Origin of the sequence: Pleomorphomonas carboxyditropha (assembly GCF_002770725.1) — a bacterium.
In the GTDB taxonomy this organism is placed as follows: Bacteria; Pseudomonadota; Alphaproteobacteria; order Rhizobiales; family Pleomorphomonadaceae; genus Pleomorphomonas; species Pleomorphomonas carboxyditropha.
In genome coordinates this window covers 112015-129291 of record NZ_NQVN01000004.1, presented here as the reverse complement: position 1 = coordinate 129291, position 17277 = coordinate 112015, and the positions used below count along the sequence as shown (strand labels likewise).

Sequence of the window (17277 nt, the reverse complement as noted above, 5' to 3'; positions counted from 1 at the left end):
GGCGGGCGTCGTTTGTTGGCTATCGGACATTCTGGTCAGTCTTTCTGGTCCGGCTCGGTCCGGACGGCTTCGCTATCATCGGTCGACATGGGAGACGGCGTGGTCTGCTCCTCGTCGGTATCGGCGAGAAGGTTGGCGTGGATGCGCCCGAGCAGGCGGAAAAGGGTGGCTTCCTCTTCCGGCGTGAAGCCATCGAGGGCCTCGGCGAACAGCGCCTGCGCCACTCCCTTCATCCGTTCGAGCCCGGGGCGCGCCGCCTCGGTCATGTGGATCAGGCGGGCGCGGCGATCGTTGGGGTCGGGCCGCCGTTCCACGAGGTCGAGCGCCTCCAGGCGATCGACCATGCGGCAGATGGTGATCGGCTCGACGCCGACGAGATCGGCGAGTGTGGCCTGATTGACCCCCTGGCGCTTGGCGACGCGGGCCAGCACCTGCCACTGGGCGCGCGACATGCCGGTGGTTTCGGCGAAGCGGTCGAAGCGCTTCTTCACGAGACGGTCGATCTCGTGGATCAGGCCGCCGACGGTGGGTGTCCAGTTGCTCATGCCGGCGGTATATATGATAAGCGTGCTTATGATAATAGTCAGTATATTAAGTTAGGTAAATTAAAGGTGAGCCGCACGGCGGCGGGCCTCATAGGGCCATTGGGCGGAAAAGGCGCCTTTGCGAAGCATCCGATGACCGTTGGCCCTTGCCATGCCCGGCCGTTTCCCCTATATCCCGCGCCATTCCACACGCGGGAGCCGCGGGTGCGCCTTGGCGTTCCCTCCGGTCGGTCCTGGCAATGTTGCCCTGGCTGATTCCTCCCGCGGAGGCCAAACCGGAAAAAGGTACTACCCCATGGCTCTTCCCGAGTTCACCATGCGCCAGCTGCTCGAGGCCGGCGTCCACTTCGGTCACCAGACCCACCGCTGGAATCCGAAGATGAAGTCCTACATCTTCGGCTCGCGCGCAAACGTCCACATCCTCGACCTCGCGCAGACCGTTCCCCTGATGCACCAGGCGCTGAAGGCGGTGTCCGACACCGTCGCCCGCGGCGGCCGCGTGCTGCTGGTCGGCACCAAGCGCCAGGCCCAGGACGAGATCGCCGAGGCGGCCCACCGCTCGGCCCAGTATTACGTCAACAGCCGCTGGCTCGGCGGCATGCTGACCAACTGGAAGACCATCTCCGGCTCGATCCAGCGCCTGCGCAAGCTCGACGAGACGCTGAACTCCGAGCAGTCGGCCCGTCTCACCAAGAAGGAACGCCTGGTGATGACCCGCGAGCGCGACAAGCTGGAGCGCGCGCTCGGCGGCATCAAGGACATGGGCGGCACGCCCGACCTGATCGTCGTCATCGACACCAACAAGGAAAAGAACGCCATCGACGAGGCGCGCCGCCTGGGCATCCCGGTCGCCGCCATCCTCGATTCCAACAGCGATCCGGACGGCATCACCTTCCCGGTGCCGGGCAACGACGACGCCGGCCGCGCCATCACGCTCTACTGCGACCTGATCTCGCGCGCCGCCATCGACGGCCTGTCGCGCGCCATGGGTGCCATGGGCGAGGACATCGGCGCCTCCGAGCAGCCGCTCGACGAGCCGGCGCTCGCTGACGACGCAGTCGCCGCCGAGGCCAACGCCTGATCCACGCTTCGGCGTGATCTTGCCGACGCTTTTCGGGCGGATCCGTGAAGGGTCCGCCCGACCTGTTGAAAGGCCCGCCGGTTGGCGGGCGGGTTGAACCGGAAATGCCTGCCGGTGCCGGGTTGCTGCCATGAGATGCCGCCCGGCCATTTGGTCATCGGCCCGTCAGGACGGGCCGCTATCAATCCGGCAGTCGGCGTTCGAGGTTTCACGAGAAAAGACGAGGATCACATGAACATTTCCGCCACCCAGGTGAAGGATCTCCGCGACAAGACCGGCGCCGGCATGATGGACTGCAAGCACGCCCTGGCCGAGAACAACGGCGATATCGAAGCCGCCATCGACTGGCTGCGCGCCAAGGGCCTTTCCAAGGCCGCCAAGAAGGCCGGCCGCGTCGCCGCCGAGGGTCTGGTCGGCGTTGCCACCGGCGACAAGATCGCCGCCGTCGTCGAGGTGAACTCGGAGACCGACTTCGTCGCCCGCAACGACGCCTTCCAGGCGCTGGTGCGCGCCGTGGCCGCCGTCGCCGTGGAGAAGGAGGGCGACGCCGCCGCCATCGCCGCCGCCACCTATCCGGGCAAGGCGCATTCGGTCGAGGCCGAGGTCAAGGAACTGATCGCCACCATCGGCGAGAACATGGGCTTCCGTCGCGCCGCCGCCCTCAAGGTGTCGGCCGGCGCCGTCGCCACCTACATCCACTCGGCCATCGCCGACGGCCTCGGCAAGATCGGCGTTCTCGTCGCCCTCGAATCGACGGGCAACGTCGACGAGCTGGTCAAGCTCGGCCGCCAGATCGCCATGCATGTCGCCGCCACCTCGCCGCTGGCGCTGTCGGCCGAGGAGATCCCGGCCGATGTCGTCGAGCGCGAGCGCGCCATCTTCGTCGAGCAGGCCAAGGAATCGGGCAAGCCGGCCGCCGTCATCGAGAAGATGGTCGAGGGCCGCATCCGCAAGTTCTACGAGGAGTCGACGCTGCTGAAGCAGGCCTTCGTGATCAACCCCGACCTTACCGTCGAAGCCGCCGTCAAGGCCGCCGAGGCGACCGTCGGCGCGCCGATCAAGGTCACCGGCTTCGTGCGCTTCGCCCTCGGCGAAGGCATCGACAAGGGCGAGAGCGATTTCGCCGCCGAAGTGGCCGCCGCCGCCGGCCAGGGCTGAGCGCACGGCATCGGACCGAAAGGTGGATTCCGGCTTTCGGAAGCTCCGATGCGATAGCAAAAGGCCGGATCGCCATTCTGCGTCCGTCAGGACGCACGGCGATCTGGCTTCCCGCTGATTTCGACAAGGGCGCCGGCCGGTTCGGCGCCCTTGTCATATCTGCTTATGGCTCGCATGACTGCCGCCGCGATTATGCCGTTCATGGGGGTTTCCATCGGCGTCGATGCGGGTTAGTTGGAACGGATTAGGATCCTTTCCCTTTCCCGGAATCGCTTTTTCTCGAAAATTCGGAGTTTTGCCCATGACCGAGCTCAAGTATCGCCGTGTCCTGCTCAAGCTGTCGGGCGAGGCCCTGATGGGCGATCGCGGCTTCGGCATCGATCCCAAGGTGGTCGATCGCCTGGCCGGCGAGATCGTCGAGGCGTATCGGCTGGGTATCCAGGTCGGCGTGGTGGTCGGTGGCGGCAACATCTTCCGCGGCGTCTCGGTGGCGGCCGATGGCGGCGATCGCACGACCGGCGACTATCTCGGCATGCTCGGCACGGTGATGAACGCGCTCGCCATGCGCTCGGCCATCGAGCGGCTGGGCGCGCCGGCCGTCGTGCTGTCGGCCATCGCCATTCCGGCGCTTTGTGAAACCTTCACCCAGCGCGAGGCGCTGCGCCACTTCGCCGCCAACAAGGTGATCGTCTTCGCCGCCGGCACCGGCAATCCGTTCTTCACCACCGACTCGGGCGCCGCGCTGCGCGCCGCCGAGATGGATTGCGACGCCTTGCTCAAGGGCACGCAGGTCGACGGCGTCTACACCGCCGATCCCAAGAAGGATCCCACCGCGCGCCGCTACGAGCGCCTGACGCATCAGGAGGTTCTTTCGAAGAACCTGCAGGTCATGGACGCGGCGGCGATTGCGCTTGCCCGCGACAACAAGATTCCGGTAGTGGTGTTCTCCATCCACGAGCATGGCGCGTTCGTCAATGTTCTGAAGGGCAAGGGTCTCTGCACCGTTATCGACGGGTAACAACAGCGGGCGCCGGCCGCCCGTCGCCGTCGGTGGCGAAAGGCTGGCACGGCGCCGGTCAGTTCTGGAAGGTTGGCAAGATGGCCGATGAAGACTACGACATCAACGACCTGAAGCGTCGCATGCAGGGCGCGCTCAGCGTGTTCAAGAACGACCTCGCCGGCCTCCGCACCGGTCGCGCCAGTGCGAGCCTTCTCGATCCCATCGTCGTCGCCGCCTACGGCAGCACCATGCCGCTCAACCAGGTGGCGACCGTGTCGGTGCCCGAGCCGCGCATGCTTTCCGTCCAGGTCTGGGACAAGGGCATGGTCCACGCCGTCGACAAGGCGATCCGCGAATCGAACCTCGGGCTCAATCCGATCATCGAGGGCACGCTGCTGCGCCTGCCGATCCCCGAGCTCAACACCGAGCGCCGCAAGGAACTGGTGAAGATCGCCCACAAATACGTCGAGGCGACCAAGGTGGCCGTCCGCCATGTGCGTCGCGATGGCCTCGACGAGCTGAAGGACCTCGAGAAAGAGGGCCTGATCTCCGAGGATTCCCTGCGCGTCTATTCCGATCGCGTGCAGAAGATCACCGACGAGGCGATCGCCGAGGCGGACCGGATGCTGGCCGCCAAGGAACAGGAGATCATGCAGGTCTGATCCCGCGAGGGCTGGCTGGCGGATCTGCGGGCTTTTGGAGAGGACAAGTCGGACATGATGCGGCTCGGAACGGCGCCGGCGGAGAAGCCTCGGAAAGCGGGCCTGCCGCGCCATGTCGCCATCATCATGGACGGCAACGGCCGCTGGGCGCGCTCGCGTGGCCTGCCGCGCGCCGAGGGGCATCGGCGCGGCGTGCAGTCCATCCGCGACGTCGTCAGGCACGCCACGGCGATCGGCATCGAATGGCTGACCGTGTTCGGCTTTTCGTCCGAGAACTGGTCGCGGCCGGCCGACGAGGTCAGCGAGCTGATGGGGCTCCTGAAGCTCTTCATTCGCCATGATCTCAACGAGCTGACCCGTGGCAACGTCCGGGTGCGCGTCATCGGCGGCCGCGACAACCTCTCCGGCGACATCGCCGCCCTGCTGATCGAGGCAGAGCAGAAGACCGCCGGCAACACCGGTCTCAACCTGGTGATCGCCTTCAACTACGGCAGCCGCGACGAGATCGCCCGGGCGACGCGGGCCATCGCCGGCGAGGTGGCCGCCGGCCGGCTCGGGGCCGAGGAGATTACCGTCGACCTCGTCGCCACCAGGCTCGACACCGCCGGCATGCCCGACCCGGATCTGATCATCCGGACCAGCGGCGAGCAGCGGCTTTCCAACTTCCTGCTGTGGCAGTCGGCCTACGCCGAATTCGTCTTCGTGCCGGACTACTGGCCGGATTTCGACGGCGCCGCCTTCGATCGGGCGATCGCCGAATATCTCGGCCGCGAACGACGCTTCGGCGGATTGCCGCAGAAGGGCGAGGCCGTATGAGCACGCTGCCTCCCGCGCCTGGCAAGGCCGGCTCCGAGCTCGCTTCGAGGGTGCTGTCGGCCGTCGTGCTGGCCGTCGTGACGGTCGGCGCGCTGTGGGCCGGCGGCTGGGTCTTCGCGGCACTTTCCGCGGTGGTCGCCGTGTTGATCCTGCGCGAATGGATGGCCATGAGCGGGCCGTTCGCCTTCCGTGCCGCCCCCTGGGCGCTGATGGCTTTTCTCGCCGTGACGGTGGCGATGGCCGGCGACGAGCCGCTCGAGTCGCTGGGCTTTTCGGCGCTAGTGGCGGCGGCGCTGCTGCTGGCGCGGGTGACCGAGCCGCGCGTCGCCTGGTTGTCGCTCGGCGTGCTCTATGCCGGCGTGCCGGCGATCGCCGCCGTGGCGCTGCGCGGACCGGATACGCTGACCTTCGCCTCGACCGGCGCCGTGGCGGTAATTTTCGTGCTCGCCGTCGTCTGGGCAACCGACACCGCCGCCTATTTCTCGGGCCGGCTGATCGGTGGGCCGAAGCTGGCGCCGCGCTTTTCGCCGAAGAAGACCTGGTCGGGCGCCATTGGCGGCGCTATCGCCGGTGTCGTTGCCGGCTGCCTGGTGGCCGCGGCGGCCGGCATCGGCGTCGGCGCAGTGCTGGTTCTCGTCGCCTTGCTGCTGTCGATCGTCGGGCAGGTGGGCGACCTCGCCGAATCCGCCATGAAGCGACATTTCGGCGTCAAGGATTCGGGCGTCCTCATCCCCGGCCACGGCGGCATCATGGACCGTGTCGACGGCCTCGTGGCAGCCTTGGCCGTCGCCGTCGTCATCGGCCTTGGGCGTGATTGGCTTGCGGGCGGAGGCATTGCCGAAGGCCTCCTCATCTGGTGATAGCGATGACAGCGAACATGGCAGCGGGCCCCGGTGCCGGCGCATCGGTGAGCCCGGCACCGAGACGGCTTTCCATTCTCGGCGCCACCGGGTCGATCGGCCTCAACACGCTCGACCTGGTGGCCGCCGAGCCGGGCCGCTTCGCGATCGAGACCCTCACGGCCGGTCGCAACGCCCGTCAGCTCGCCGAGCTCGCCATCCGTTTCTCCGCCCGGGTCGCGGTCGTCGCCGATGCCGCCGCCTACGCCGAGCTGCGCGACCGCCTCGCCGGCACCGGCATCGAGGCGGCGGCGGGCGCCGAAGCGGTGGCCGATGCCGCCGCCCGCCCGACCGATATCGTCGTCTCGGCGATCGTCGGTTTCGCCGGCCTGGCGCCCAGCCTCGCCGCGCTCGGCGCCACGCCCGTCCTGGCGCTCGCCAACAAGGAAACGCTGGTTTCCGCCGGTCCGCTGTTCCTGGCGGCGGCGCAGCGCGCCGGCACCCGCATCCTGCCGGTCGACAGCGAGCACAACGCCATTTTCCAGGTCTTCGAGGCCGGCAACGCCGACACCGTCTCCGAGGTGATCGTCACCGCCTCCGGCGGGCCGTTCCTGAGGACGCCGAAGTCCGAGCTCGCCGCCGTCACCCGCGACATGGCGCTGCGCCATCCGAAATGGCGCATGGGGCCGAAGATCACCATCGATTCGGCGACGCTGATGAACAAGGGGCTGGAGCTGATCGAGGCCTACCGGCTCTATCCGGTTTCCGTCGACCAGCTTTCGGTGCTGGTGCATCCGCAGTCGGTGGTGCACGGCCTCGTCCGCTACAGGGACGGCTCGCTGCTGGCCGAACTCGGCGTGCCCGACATGCGCACGCCGATCGGCTACTGCCTCGCCTGGCCCGAGCGCCGCCCGACCACGGTGAAGCCGCTCGACCTGTCGGCGATCGGCAGCCTGACCTTCGAAGCCCCCGACCGCGACCGCTTTCCCTGCCTGCCGCTCGCCGAGGCGGCGATGCGGCGCGGCGACGGCGCGCCCTGCGTGCTCAACGCCGCCAACGAGGTGGCCGTCGAAGCCTTCCTCGCCGGCCAAATCGGCTTTCTCGACATCGCCCGCGTCGTCGAGGCGACCCTCGGCAAGATTGACGGGGAGGGCGGGCTTTCGGAGCCGGACTCGCTCGCCGCCGCGACGGAACTCGACGGCCGGGCTCGCAAGATCGCCTCGGCCTGCCTATAGTGTGGCGGGGCGAAGTGCCGCCTGACGCCGCTGGCGACTGGGGCAGGCAGCATCACGAGAGGATGAGGCATTGGATTTTCTCGCGGCAACCGGCGGCATGCTGATCGGAACGGTCATTCCCTTCCTGATCGTGCTGACTGTCGTGGTCTTCGTCCACGAACTCGGACATTTCTGGGTGGCGCGCCGGGCCGGCGTCGCCATCAGCGTCTTCTCGATCGGCTTCGGCCCGGAGCTCCTGGGCCGCACCGACCGCAAGGGCACGCGCTGGAAGCTGTCGGCCATTCCGCTCGGCGGCTACGTGCGCTTCATCGACGACGCCAACGCCGCCAGCCAGCCGGGCGCAAGGTCGGCCGATCCCGGCGCCTTCCAGTCGAAGAGCCTTGCCGCCCGCGCCGCCGTGGTCGCCGCCGGGCCGGCCGCCAATTTCCTGTTCGCGATCGCCGTGCTGGCGGTCCTGTTCTACGCCTTCGGCAAGCCGATGATCGCGCCGGTCGCCGGCGCCGTCGAGCCGGACAGCCCGGCCGCCGAGGCGGGCTTCCTGGCCGGCGACCGTATCCTGGCGATCGACGGCGACCCGATCGAGAGCTTTGCCGACATCCAGCGCGTCGTCATGCTGCAGAACGGCGTCGAGCTCGCCATCGACATCGACCGTTCGGGCAGCCGGCTGACGCTGCACGCGACGCCGCGCTCGCGCGAGATCGTCGACGGCTTCGGGGAAAAGCAGACCGTGCCGGTGCTTGGCCTCAGGCAGACCAACCCCACCGTCGAGCTGCGCAGCTACGGGCCGTTCGGCGCCGCGCACGAGGCGGTGCGCGAGACCTGGTCGATCATCGACAGCACGCTGTCCTCGGTGGCCGGCATGTTCTCGGGGCGCACCTCGGCGACGCAGATCAGCGGGCCGATCGGCATCGCCCGCGTCAGCGGCCAGGTGGCGGCGATGGGGTTTATACCTCTTGTTAACCTTGCTGCCATTCTGTCGATTTCGATCGGTCTCATTAACCTATTTCCAATCCCGATGCTCGACGGTGGACATCTGGCATTCTACGCGATCGAGGCGTTGCGTGGACGGCCGCTGCCGGAGCGGGCCCAGGAGATCGGCTTCGGCATCGGCTTCGCTATCGTCCTGGGACTGATGGCCTTTGGCGTGCTGAACGATATCGCCAAGATCGCATCGGGTTAGCTCCGAAAGTGGCCTACGGGTCACGCAAGACATGGAAAACGGCACCGCCCATGGCAAGGTCGCTTGCGCATCGTGGCAAAGACTGTAAAACCCTCTTGATCGGAATCTGTAACAAGGGTTCCCAATCGGCTTCGGCCGTAGAAACTCGGGTACGTGATTAAATGCGCTCATTCAAGGAATGGACGAAAGTCGTCGCCGCCTCCGCTGTCTTGCTCGCCGCGGCACCTTTGTGGGGCGGATTTGTCCCGGAGTTGGGCGCAATCTCGGCCGAAGCGGCGTCCGCCGGCCGCGTGACGGTGGTCGGCAACACGCGTGTCGAGCCCGAGACCATCGCCGCATACATCAAGGGTACGCCTGGCCGGCCGCTGAGCGCCGCCGAGATCGACGAATCGATCAAGGCGCTGTTCGCCACCGGCATGTTCTCCGATGTTCAGGTCAGCCAGTCCGGCGGCCAGGTCATCGTCAAGGTGGTCGAGAACCCGGTGATCGCCCGCGTGGCCTTCGAGGGCAACGACGTGCAGTCCGACGAGGTGCTGAAGAGCGTCGTCGAGCTGCAGCCCCGCTCGGTGCTGACGCAGGGCAAGGTCGAGTCCGACACGCAGCGCATCCTCGAACTCTATCGCCGCAGCGGCCGCTATGACGCGACCGTCGAGCCCAAGCAGGTCGATCTCGGCAAGGGGCGCGTCGATCTCATCTTCCAGATCAACGAAGGCCCGCGCACCGAGGTCAGCCAGATCACCTTCGTCGGCAACAACGCCTTCTCCAATTATCGCCTGTCCAACGTCATCTCCACCAAGGAGTCCGGCCTGTTCGGCTGGTTCAAGACGTCGGACAACTACAGCCCGGAGAAGCTGAACGCCGACCAGGAAGCGCTGCGCCGCTTCTATTACAATCACGGCTATGCCGATTTCCGCATCGTCTCCGCCACCGCCGATTTCGACCGCCAGCAGAACTCCTTCTTCCTGACCTTCACCGTCGACGAGGGCGAGCGCTACAAGTACGGCGACATCAAGGTCGAGACGACGCTGTCCGACGTCAATCCGGAAGATCTCAAGGCGCTGGCCCTGACGCACACCGGTGATACCTATTCGGCCGCGGAAGTCGACAAGTCGCTCGAGGCGATCACCACGGCCGTCGCCGCCAAGGGCTATGCCTTCGTGCAGGTGCGTCCGCGCGGCGACCGCGACTATGCCAACCGCACCATCGCCGTCACCTATTTCGTCGACGAGGGCGCGCGCGCCTACATCGAGCGCATCAACATCATCGGCAACGACCGCACCCGCGATTACGTCATTCGCCGCGAGTTCGATATCGGCGAAGGCGATGCCTACAATCAGGTGCTGATCGAGAAGGCCGAGCGGAAGCTGAAGAACCTCGGTTACTTCAAGACCGTCCGCATCTGGTCGGAACCCGGCTCGTCCTCCGACAAGGTGATCGTCAACGTTCAGGTCGACGACAAGCCGACGGGCGAGGTCAGCATCGGCGCCGGCTACTCGACGACCAACGGCATCCTGGCCGAGCTGTCGATAACCGAGAAGAACTTCCTCGGCCGCGGCCAGTATGTGCGCGCCTCGGTTTCCAAGGGCATCACCACCGACGGAAAGTCCGGCGACTCGTCCTATGAGCTGTCGTTCACCGAGCCCTACCTGTTCGATCGTCGTCTGGAAGGCGGCTTCGACATCTACCGGCGCAATTACAGCGATACCGACGATGGCGTGCATCCGTTCGACGAGTCGAATACCGGCGGAAAGCTTCGCTTCGGTATTCCGCTCAACGACGACACGACCCTCGGTGTGTTCTACGAAGGTTATCAGCAGAAGATTTCCGACGTTCACTCCAAGTACAGCAGCTTTGTCACCGACGAAGATCGCTTCATCTCGATCATCGGTACCAGCCTGACCTATAACACCATCGACGACTACACCTTCCCGCGGAACGGCGTCTATGCGCAGATCAAGCAGGAATTTGCCGGTGTCGGCGGCGATGCGACCTTCCTGCGCACCACGGCTCGCGTCGAATATTACAAGGAGCTGGTCGAGGACTGGGACATGATCGGCCATCTCGGCGCCAAGGGCGGCGCGATGTTCGGCCTTGACGATGATGTCGCCTACATCGACCAGTTCCAGGTGGGCGGATCGATCATTCGCGGCTTCGACAGCAACGGCCTCGGTCCGCGCGATCCGGCGACGGGTTACGCGTTGGGCGGCAAGTATTACGTCGCGGCCACCGCCGAGACCCTGTTCCCGATCCCGATGCTGCCGCAGGAATACGGCGTCTGGGCCTCGCTGTTCGCCGACGCCGGCACGCTGTGGTCGTCGGACAATCCGACCTCGGGCACCGACAACGACCTTGCCCTGCGTGCCTCGGTCGGCGCCGGCATCGTGTGGCAGTCGCCGTTCGGCCTGCTGCGGGCGGACTTCGCCTACCCGGTCATGAAAGAGGACGAGGACAAGACGCAGGTCTTCCGCTTCTCCGGCGGCACCAAGTTCTGACGCCGGCCCCTTTCGAACCATCGACCGCCGCGCCCGAAGCGCGGCGGTTTTGCTTTGTGGCCACGGCCTTGAAAAGGCGGCGTCGCCTTGGCGCCTTGCGTCCTTCGAAGCGGCGTCTCCGCGGCGAACGGGCGATTTCGCTGCCTCGGCGCACCATGATCCCTGAACAACGCGTCTCCGAAGTCACTTGACGCGCGCGGTCGGTTGACACCGGCCCGGCGCAATGGCTAATGCCTTCCGTTCCGGGAAGATCGCAGCCGGCCGCGACGGAAAGCCGGGTGGCCGTCGAGCCTGCGGTGCTTCAGCCGAAACGGAGAAGGAAGGCGCGCGTCTGTCGTGGTTTGCCACCGGGAGGGACGAGCGAGTGTTGCCATGACCGATCCAGTATTCTTCGCCCCCTCCGGCCGGCTCTCCCTTGCCGAGGTGGCCCGCATTGCCGGCGGCGAGGTGGCGCGCGGCGACGCCGAGATCACCATCGGCCGCGTCGCGCCGCTCGACCAGGCCGGTCCGGGCGACCTTTCCTTCCTCGATAACCCTCACTACATCGCCACCTTCCGCGAGACGCGGGCGTCGATCGTGCTCTGCTCGGCCGCCCATGTCGCCGATGCCCCGGCCGGCGCCGCCGTCGTCGTGGCCCAGCAGCCCTATCGGGCGATGGCGCTGATCATGCAGGCGCTGTTTCCCGACGCCTTCTGCCTGAAGGGGCCGTTCGGCGAGGCGGGAATTTCGCCCGCGGCCAGCGTGCATCCCGCCGCCCGCCTTGAGGAGGGCGTCACCGTCGAGCCGGGCGCCGTCATCGGCGCCGGCGCGGAGATCGGCGCCGGCACGATCATTTCGGCAAATGCGGTGATCGGGCGCGGCGTGCGCTTCGGCCGCGACGGCTACATCGGCGCCGGCGTCACGCTGCAATACGCGCTCGTTGGCAACCGCGTCATCGTCCACCCCGGCGCCCGCATCGGCCAGGACGGCTTCGGCTTCGCCATGGGGCCGCGCGGCCACCTCAAGGTGCCGCAGATCGGCCGGGTGGTCATCCAGGACGACGTGGAGATCGGCGCCAACGTCACCATCGACCGCGGTTCCAACCGCGACACGGTGATCGGCGAAGGCACCAAGATCGATAACGGCGTGCAGATCGGCCACAACGTCGAGATCGGCCGGCATTGCGTGCTGGTGGCGCAGGTCGGCATTTCCGGTTCGACGCAGCTCGAGGATTTCGTGGCGATCGGCGGCCATACCGGCCTTGCCGGCCACATTCGCATCGGCATGGGCGCTCAGATTTCCGGCGGCGCCATGGTCAAGGACAGCATTCCCGCGGGAACGCGCTACGTCGGCAACCCGGCGAAGCCGATCCGTGAATGGACCAGGGAACAGATGGCCCTCAAGCGGGCCGCGAAGCAGGCGACGGGAAGGGACGAAACGTGAGCGAAACCGATACCGCATCGGCACCGGCCGAGACCGGGACGCCAGTCAGGGGCACGCTGGGCGTCATGGATATCCAGGCGCTCCTCAAGGCGCTGCCGCACCGCTATCCCTTCATGATGATCGACCGGATCATCGAGATCGACGGCGACAACTCGGCCATCGGCATCAAGAACGTCACCATCAACGAGCCGCAGTTCCAGGGGCATTTCCCCGACGCGCCGGTGATGCCCGGCGTCCTGATGATCGAGGGCATGGCCCAGACGGCCGGCGCCATCTGCGTCAACTCGACGGACGGCGCCGCGCCGAAGCTGGTCTATTTCATGACCATCGACAAGGTGAAGTTCAGGAAGCCGGTCGGCCCCGGCGACGTGGTCGAGTACCATGTCCGCAAGCTGAAGAAGCGCGCCAACATGTGGTGGTACGAGGCGACGGCCATCGTCGGCGGCACCAAGGTCGCCGAGGCCGAACTCAGCGCCATGCTGGTCAACGCCTGACGGCCGGCTGCCGCGCCGGAATGCCGTAACACGCTGAAACATAAATTGCGGCCCCTCGCCGGCAACCGAAGCTATAGGGAAGCGGGCGGCTCCCCGCCGCATCGCCGCCAAGGATCAACCGCATGCGCACCATTCATCCCACCGCCGTCGTCGACCCGGCCGCCGAGATCGGCGAAGGCGTCAGCATCGGCCCGTTCAGCGTCGTCGGCCCCAATGTCCGGCTCGGCGACGGCGTGGTGCTGCACGCGCACACGGTGGTCGATGGCCGCACGACGCTGGGCGCCGGCGTCACCGTGTTCCCGCACGCCACCGTCGGCATGGTGCCGCAGGACCTCAAGTATCGCGGCGAGCCGAGCCGGCTCGAGGTGGGCGACAAGACGGTGATCCGCGAATGCGCGACGCTGCATCTCGGCACCGAGGGCGGCGGCATGCTGACGCGCGTCGGCGCGGGCTGCCTCCTGATGGCCAACGCCCACGTCGCCCACGACTGCGTGGTCGGCGACAACGTCATCCTGGTCAATTGCGCCACGCTCGGCGGTCACGTCCATATCGGCGACAACGCCATCCTCGGCGGGCTCAGCGCCGTGCACCAGTGGGTGCGCATCGGCGAGGGCGTGATGGTCGGCGGCATGACCGGCGTCGAGAACGACGTCATCCCCTTCGGCATGGTCACCGGCAACCGCGCCCGCCTCGGCGGCCTGAACCTGGTCGGCCTCCGGCGCGCCAATCACCCCCGCGACGACATCCACGCCTTGCGCAACGCCTACAAGCTGCTGTTCGAAGGCGACGATCCATTGTCGGCACGCCTCGACCGCGTGCTGGAAACCCATGGCGGCAGCCCGCTGGTCGACCGCATGATCGAATTCATCCGGGCGGGCGGCGACCGCGCCATCTGCACGCCGCGCAGCCGGGATGGCGAGCCCGAATGACCCTGGCAACCACCGCTCCCGACAGACCGACCCTGGGGATCATCGCCGGCGGCGGCAGCGTGCCCGTTGTCGTGGCAAGAGCAGCCGAGGCGACCGGCCGGCCGGTGGTGGTGTTCGGTCTGGTCGGCGAAGCCGATCTGGACATCGAAGCCTTCCATCACCACTGGCTGCGCTGGGGCGAGATCGGCCGGCTGTTCGATCTCCTGGCGCGCGAGCAGGTTGGCGAGGTGGTGATCTGCGGCGCCGTCAACCGGCCGGACTTCTCGGCGATCCGCGTCGACCTCGGCGCGGTGCTGAGCCTGCCGAAGATCCTGTCGCTGATGGTCGGCGGCGACGATACCGTGCTGAAGAATGTCGTCCGCTTCCTGGAGGACCGCGGCTACCGGGTGGTCGGCGCCCATCAGGTGGCGCCGGAGCTGGTCGGCGGCAGCGGCAGCCTCGGTCGGTTCAAGCCCAATAACGACGCCGAAGCCGATATCGCCAGGGGCGTCGAGGCGTCGCTGGCGCTCGGCCGGCTCGACATCGGCCAGGCGGTGGTGGCGATCTCCGGCCGCGTCGTCGCCGTCGAGGGCATCGAGGGCACCGACGAACTGTTGCAGCGCGTCGCCGACCTTAGGAAGCGCGGCCGCCTCAAGGCGGCGCACCGCTCCGGCGTGCTGGTGAAGGCGGCCAAGCCCCAGCAGGACCTGCGCGTCGACCTGCCGACCATCGGTCCCCGCACCGTGGAGGCGGCCGCCGCCGCCGGCCTTGCCGGCATCGCCGTGGAATCCGGCCGGGTGATGATCGTCGACCGGCCGGCCACCGTCGCCGCCGCCGACGCCGCCCGGCTGTTCCTGCAGGTCCGGCCGTTCCCGGACGACGGGCCATGACCGGGCATCGGCCGCTCCGCGTTGCCATGGTCGTCGGCGAGGAATCCGGCGATCAACTGGGCGCGCGGCTGATGGCGGCGCTGAGGCGGCTGTCGGACCGCCCGATCGAATTTTTCGGCGTCGGCGGCGACCGCATGGCCGTCGAGGGGCTCGTGAGCCTCTTCCCCCTGCACGACATCGCCGTCATGGGCTTCGGCCCGGTGGTGAAGCGGCTGCCGCTGATCCAGCTCCGCACCGCCGAGACCGCCGGCGCCGTCATCGCCGGCCGGCCGGACGTGCTGGTGATCGTCGACAGCCCGGACTTCACCCACCGCGTGGCGCGCGACGTCAGGGCGGCGCTGCCGGGCCTGCCGGTCGTCGACTACGTCTGCCCGTCGGTATGGGCCTGGCGGCCCAGCAGGGCCCGCAGGATGGCCGCCTACATCGATCACGTGCTGACGCTGCTGCCGTTCGAGCCGGCCGTCCTCGCCCGCCTGAAAGGCCCTGAGGCCACCTACGTCGGCCATCCCCTGATCGATCGGCCGGAGCTGCTGACGCCGGCGCCGGGCGAGCGCCCGCCGATCGGCGGCACCGAGCCGCCGACGCTGCTGGTGCTGCCCGGCAGCCGCTCCGGCGAGATCGACCGCATGCTGGCGCTCTATGGCCGGGTGCTCGATGCGCTGTCGGCGCGCGGGCTGGCTTTCCGGCCGGTGCTGCCGGCCGTCGAGCGGCTCAGGGAGCGCATCGAACGGGAAACGGCGGGTTGGGCGGCGCGGCCCAGGATCGTCACCGGCGAGGCCGAAAAGTGGGCGGCGTTCCGCACGGCGCACGCGGCGCTCGCCACCTCCGGCACCGTGACGCTGGAGCTGGCGCTCGCCGGCGTGCCCAGCGTGATCGCCTATGCGCGCGACCCGTTGTTCCGCCTCGTCTCGGAAATCGCCCGCCGCATTCCGGGGCTGGTGAACATCACCATGTTCGGCCTCGCCAACATCATCCTCGGCGACAAGGCGAGCCCGGAGTTCCTCGACCCCGATCTCGCCCCGGAGCGGCTCGCCGACGCATTGGCGCCGCTCCTTGCCGACACGCTCGCCCGCGCCGCCCAGCTCGCCGCCTTCTCGCGCCTGCGGCAGATGATGGCGCTTCCCGACGGCCGGCCGGCCGCCGAAACGGCGGCGGAAGTGGTGCTGCGCCTCGCCGGCCGCTGAGCTTTCCTCGTTCCTGCAAAATGAAAAAAGCCCCCGGCGTCGCCGCCGGAGGCTTCCTCGTTCTGTCCCGCAGGGATCAGCCGCGCTTGTCGAGCTCGACGTAGTCGCGCTGCGGCGCGCCGATGTAGAGCTGGCGCGGGCGGCCGATCTTCTGGCTCGGATCCTCGACCATTTCCTTCCACTGGGCGATCCAGCCGACGGTGCGGGCGACGGCGAACAGCACGGTGAACATCGAGGTCGGGAAGCCCATCGCCTTCAGCGTGATGCCCGAATAGAAGTCGATGTTCGGGTAGAGCTTCTTCTCGATGAAATACTCGTCGCTGAGCGCGATCCGCTCGAGCTCGACGGCGACGTCCAGGAGCGGATCGTCCTTGATGCCGAGCGTCTCCAGCACCTCGTGGCAGGTCTGCTGCATGATCTTGGCGCGCGGGTCGTAGTTCTTGTAGACGCGATGCCCGAAGCCCATCAGGCGGAACGGGTCGTTCTTGTCCTTGGCCCGCTCGATGTATTCGGGAATGCGATCGACCGTGCCGATCTCGGCCAGCATGTTGAGCGCCGCCTCGTTGGCGCCGCCGTGCGCCGGACCCCACAGGCAGGCGATGCCGGCGGCGATGCAGGCGAACGGGTTGGCGCCCGACGAGCCGGCGAGACGCACCGTCGAGGTCGAGGCGTTCTGCTCGTGGTCGGCATGCAGGGTGAAGATGCGGTCCATCGCCCGGGCGAGGATCGGGTCGACCTTGTAGTCCTCGGCCGGCACGGCAAAGCACATGTGCAGGAAGTTGGCCGCGTAATCGAGGTCGTTCTTCGGGTGGATGAACGGCTGGCCGATCGAGTACTTGTAGGCCATGGCGGCGATCGTCGGCATCTTGGCGATCATCCGGTGCGAGGCGATCATCCGCTGGTGCGGATCCGAGATGTCGATCGAGTCGTGATAGAAGGCCGACAGCGCGCCGACCGTGCCGACCATCACCGCCATCGGATGGGCGTCGCGGCGATAACCCTGGAAGAAGCGGGTCATCTGCTCGTGGATCATCGTGTGGCGGGTGATGTGCCTGTCGAACTGCTGCTTCTGGGCCGGCGTCGGCAGCTCGCCGTAAAGCAGCAGGTAGCAGGTCTCGAGATAGTCGCCCTCGAGGGTCAGCTGCTCGATCGGGTAGCCGCGATAGAGCAGCACGCCCTTGTCGCCGTCGATATAGGTTATCTTGGATTCGCAGGCGCCGGTCGACGTGAACCCCGGATCGTAGGTGAAGTGGCCGGTCTTGCCATAGAAGGTGGAGATGTCCATCACGCTGGGGCCGATGCTCGCGTCCTTGAGCGGGAACTCATAGGTCTTGTCATCGATGGTGACGGTCGCGTTCTTCGTGGTCATTC

Annotated in this window: 16 protein-coding genes; 14 read left to right on the top strand and 2 right to left on the bottom strand. The window is 67.4% G+C overall.

What is annotated here, in order from left to right:
• Positions 1-35 precede the first annotated feature (35 nt).
• A complete protein-coding gene (locus tag CJ014_RS09465) occupies positions 36-545 on the bottom strand; it encodes a MarR family winged helix-turn-helix transcriptional regulator (RefSeq protein ID WP_100080230.1) in 510 nt (169 codons plus the stop codon).
• A 295-nt stretch (positions 546-840) separates the two neighbouring features.
• Here CJ014_RS09465 and rpsB point away from each other — a divergent pair, with 295 nt between their 5' ends.
• From rpsB to CJ014_RS09395, 14 genes are all read left to right on the top strand, one after another.
• Complete coding sequence (rpsB, locus tag CJ014_RS09460; RefSeq protein ID WP_100080229.1) at positions 841-1626, top strand: 30S ribosomal protein S2; 786 nt, start codon at positions 841-843, stop codon at positions 1624-1626.
• Positions 1627-1857: 231 nt separating this feature from the next.
• A complete protein-coding gene (gene tsf, locus CJ014_RS09455; RefSeq protein ID WP_100080228.1) occupies positions 1858-2784 on the top strand; it encodes a translation elongation factor Ts in 927 nt (308 codons plus the stop codon).
• A gap of 301 nt (positions 2785-3085) precedes the next feature.
• A complete protein-coding gene (gene pyrH, locus CJ014_RS09450) occupies positions 3086-3802 on the top strand; it encodes a UMP kinase (protein ID WP_100080227.1) in 717 nt (238 codons plus the stop codon).
• 80 nt (positions 3803-3882) lie between these two features.
• The gene (gene frr, locus CJ014_RS09445; RefSeq protein WP_100080226.1) at positions 3883-4446 is read left to right on the top strand and encodes a ribosome recycling factor; all 564 of its coding nucleotides are present in this window, start codon (positions 3883-3885) and stop codon (positions 4444-4446) included.
• Between the two features lie 57 nt (positions 4447-4503).
• Positions 4504-5262 (top strand): isoprenyl transferase, encoded by a 759-nt coding sequence (locus CJ014_RS09440; protein ID WP_100080375.1) that lies wholly within the window; start codon positions 4504-4506, stop codon positions 5260-5262.
• Positions 5259-6122, top strand: a complete 864-nt coding sequence (locus CJ014_RS09435) for a phosphatidate cytidylyltransferase (protein WP_100080225.1) — start codon at positions 5259-5261, stop codon at positions 6120-6122. Before CJ014_RS09440 ends, CJ014_RS09435 begins: the two co-directional genes overlap by 4 nt.
• Before the next feature lie 17 nt (positions 6123-6139).
• Complete coding sequence (gene dxr / locus CJ014_RS09430) at positions 6140-7336, top strand: 1-deoxy-D-xylulose-5-phosphate reductoisomerase (RefSeq protein WP_100080224.1); 1197 nt, start codon at positions 6140-6142, stop codon at positions 7334-7336.
• Between the two features lie 70 nt (positions 7337-7406).
• Positions 7407-8516 carry an RIP metalloprotease RseP gene (rseP, locus tag CJ014_RS09425; protein ID WP_100080223.1) on the top strand — a complete coding sequence of 370 codons (1110 nt, stop codon included), beginning with the start codon at positions 7407-7409 and terminating at the stop codon, positions 8514-8516.
• Positions 8517-8767: 251 nt separating this feature from the next.
• Positions 8768-11008, top strand: coding sequence for an outer membrane protein assembly factor BamA (bamA, locus tag CJ014_RS09420; protein ID WP_207765710.1), 2241 nt, complete (start codon positions 8768-8770; stop codon positions 11006-11008).
• 372 nt (positions 11009-11380) lie between these two features.
• Positions 11381-12430, top strand: coding sequence for a UDP-3-O-(3-hydroxymyristoyl)glucosamine N-acyltransferase (lpxD, locus tag CJ014_RS09415; RefSeq protein ID WP_100080221.1), 1050 nt, complete (start codon positions 11381-11383; stop codon positions 12428-12430).
• A gap of 65 nt (positions 12431-12495) precedes the next feature.
• Positions 12496-12924 (top strand): 3-hydroxyacyl-ACP dehydratase FabZ, encoded by a 429-nt coding sequence (fabZ, locus tag CJ014_RS09410; RefSeq protein WP_100080374.1) that lies wholly within the window; start codon positions 12496-12498, stop codon positions 12922-12924.
• Positions 12925-13046: 122 nt separating this feature from the next.
• Positions 13047-13853 (top strand): acyl-ACP--UDP-N-acetylglucosamine O-acyltransferase, encoded by an 807-nt coding sequence (gene lpxA / locus CJ014_RS09405; RefSeq protein ID WP_100080220.1) that lies wholly within the window; start codon positions 13047-13049, stop codon positions 13851-13853.
• Entirely contained in the window at positions 13850-14722 is an 873-nt protein-coding gene (locus CJ014_RS09400) for an LpxI family protein (RefSeq protein ID WP_100080219.1), read from the top strand. Before lpxA ends, CJ014_RS09400 begins: the two co-directional genes overlap by 4 nt.
• Complete coding sequence (locus CJ014_RS09395; protein WP_100080218.1) at positions 14719-15906, top strand: lipid-A-disaccharide synthase; 1188 nt, start codon at positions 14719-14721, stop codon at positions 15904-15906. The genes CJ014_RS09400 and CJ014_RS09395 overlap by 4 nt, the downstream gene beginning before the upstream one ends.
• Positions 15907-15982: 76 nt before the next feature.
• Here CJ014_RS09395 and gltA read toward each other — a convergent pair whose 3' ends face one another.
• Positions 15983-17275 (bottom strand): citrate synthase, encoded by a 1293-nt coding sequence (gene gltA / locus CJ014_RS09390; RefSeq protein ID WP_100080217.1) that lies wholly within the window; start codon positions 17273-17275, stop codon positions 15983-15985.
• Positions 17276-17277 lie beyond the last annotated feature (2 nt).

Coding starts and splice junctions, on each gene's coding strand:
- CJ014_RS09465 (WP_100080230.1), bottom strand. CDS start 545: ATGAGCAACTGGACACCCACCGTCGGCGGCCTGATCCACGAGATCGAC.
- rpsB (WP_100080229.1), top strand. CDS start 841: ATGGCTCTTCCCGAGTTCACCATGCGCCAGCTGCTCGAGGCCGGCGTC.
- tsf (WP_100080228.1), top strand. CDS start 1,858: ATGAACATTTCCGCCACCCAGGTGAAGGATCTCCGCGACAAGACCGGC.
- pyrH (WP_100080227.1), top strand. CDS start 3,086: ATGACCGAGCTCAAGTATCGCCGTGTCCTGCTCAAGCTGTCGGGCGAG.
- frr (WP_100080226.1), top strand. CDS start 3,883: ATGGCCGATGAAGACTACGACATCAACGACCTGAAGCGTCGCATGCAG.
- CJ014_RS09440 (WP_100080375.1), top strand. CDS start 4,504: ATGCGGCTCGGAACGGCGCCGGCGGAGAAGCCTCGGAAAGCGGGCCTG.
- CJ014_RS09435 (WP_100080225.1), top strand. CDS start 5,259: ATGAGCACGCTGCCTCCCGCGCCTGGCAAGGCCGGCTCCGAGCTCGCT.
- dxr (WP_100080224.1), top strand. CDS start 6,140: ATGGCAGCGGGCCCCGGTGCCGGCGCATCGGTGAGCCCGGCACCGAGA.
- lpxD (WP_100080221.1), top strand. CDS start 11,381: ATGACCGATCCAGTATTCTTCGCCCCCTCCGGCCGGCTCTCCCTTGCC.
- fabZ (WP_100080374.1), top strand. CDS start 12,496: ATGGATATCCAGGCGCTCCTCAAGGCGCTGCCGCACCGCTATCCCTTC.
- lpxA (WP_100080220.1), top strand. CDS start 13,047: ATGCGCACCATTCATCCCACCGCCGTCGTCGACCCGGCCGCCGAGATC.
- CJ014_RS09400 (WP_100080219.1), top strand. CDS start 13,850: ATGACCCTGGCAACCACCGCTCCCGACAGACCGACCCTGGGGATCATC.
- CJ014_RS09395 (WP_100080218.1), top strand. CDS start 14,719: ATGACCGGGCATCGGCCGCTCCGCGTTGCCATGGTCGTCGGCGAGGAA.
- gltA (WP_100080217.1), bottom strand. CDS start 17,275: ATGACCACGAAGAACGCGACCGTCACCATCGATGACAAGACCTATGAG.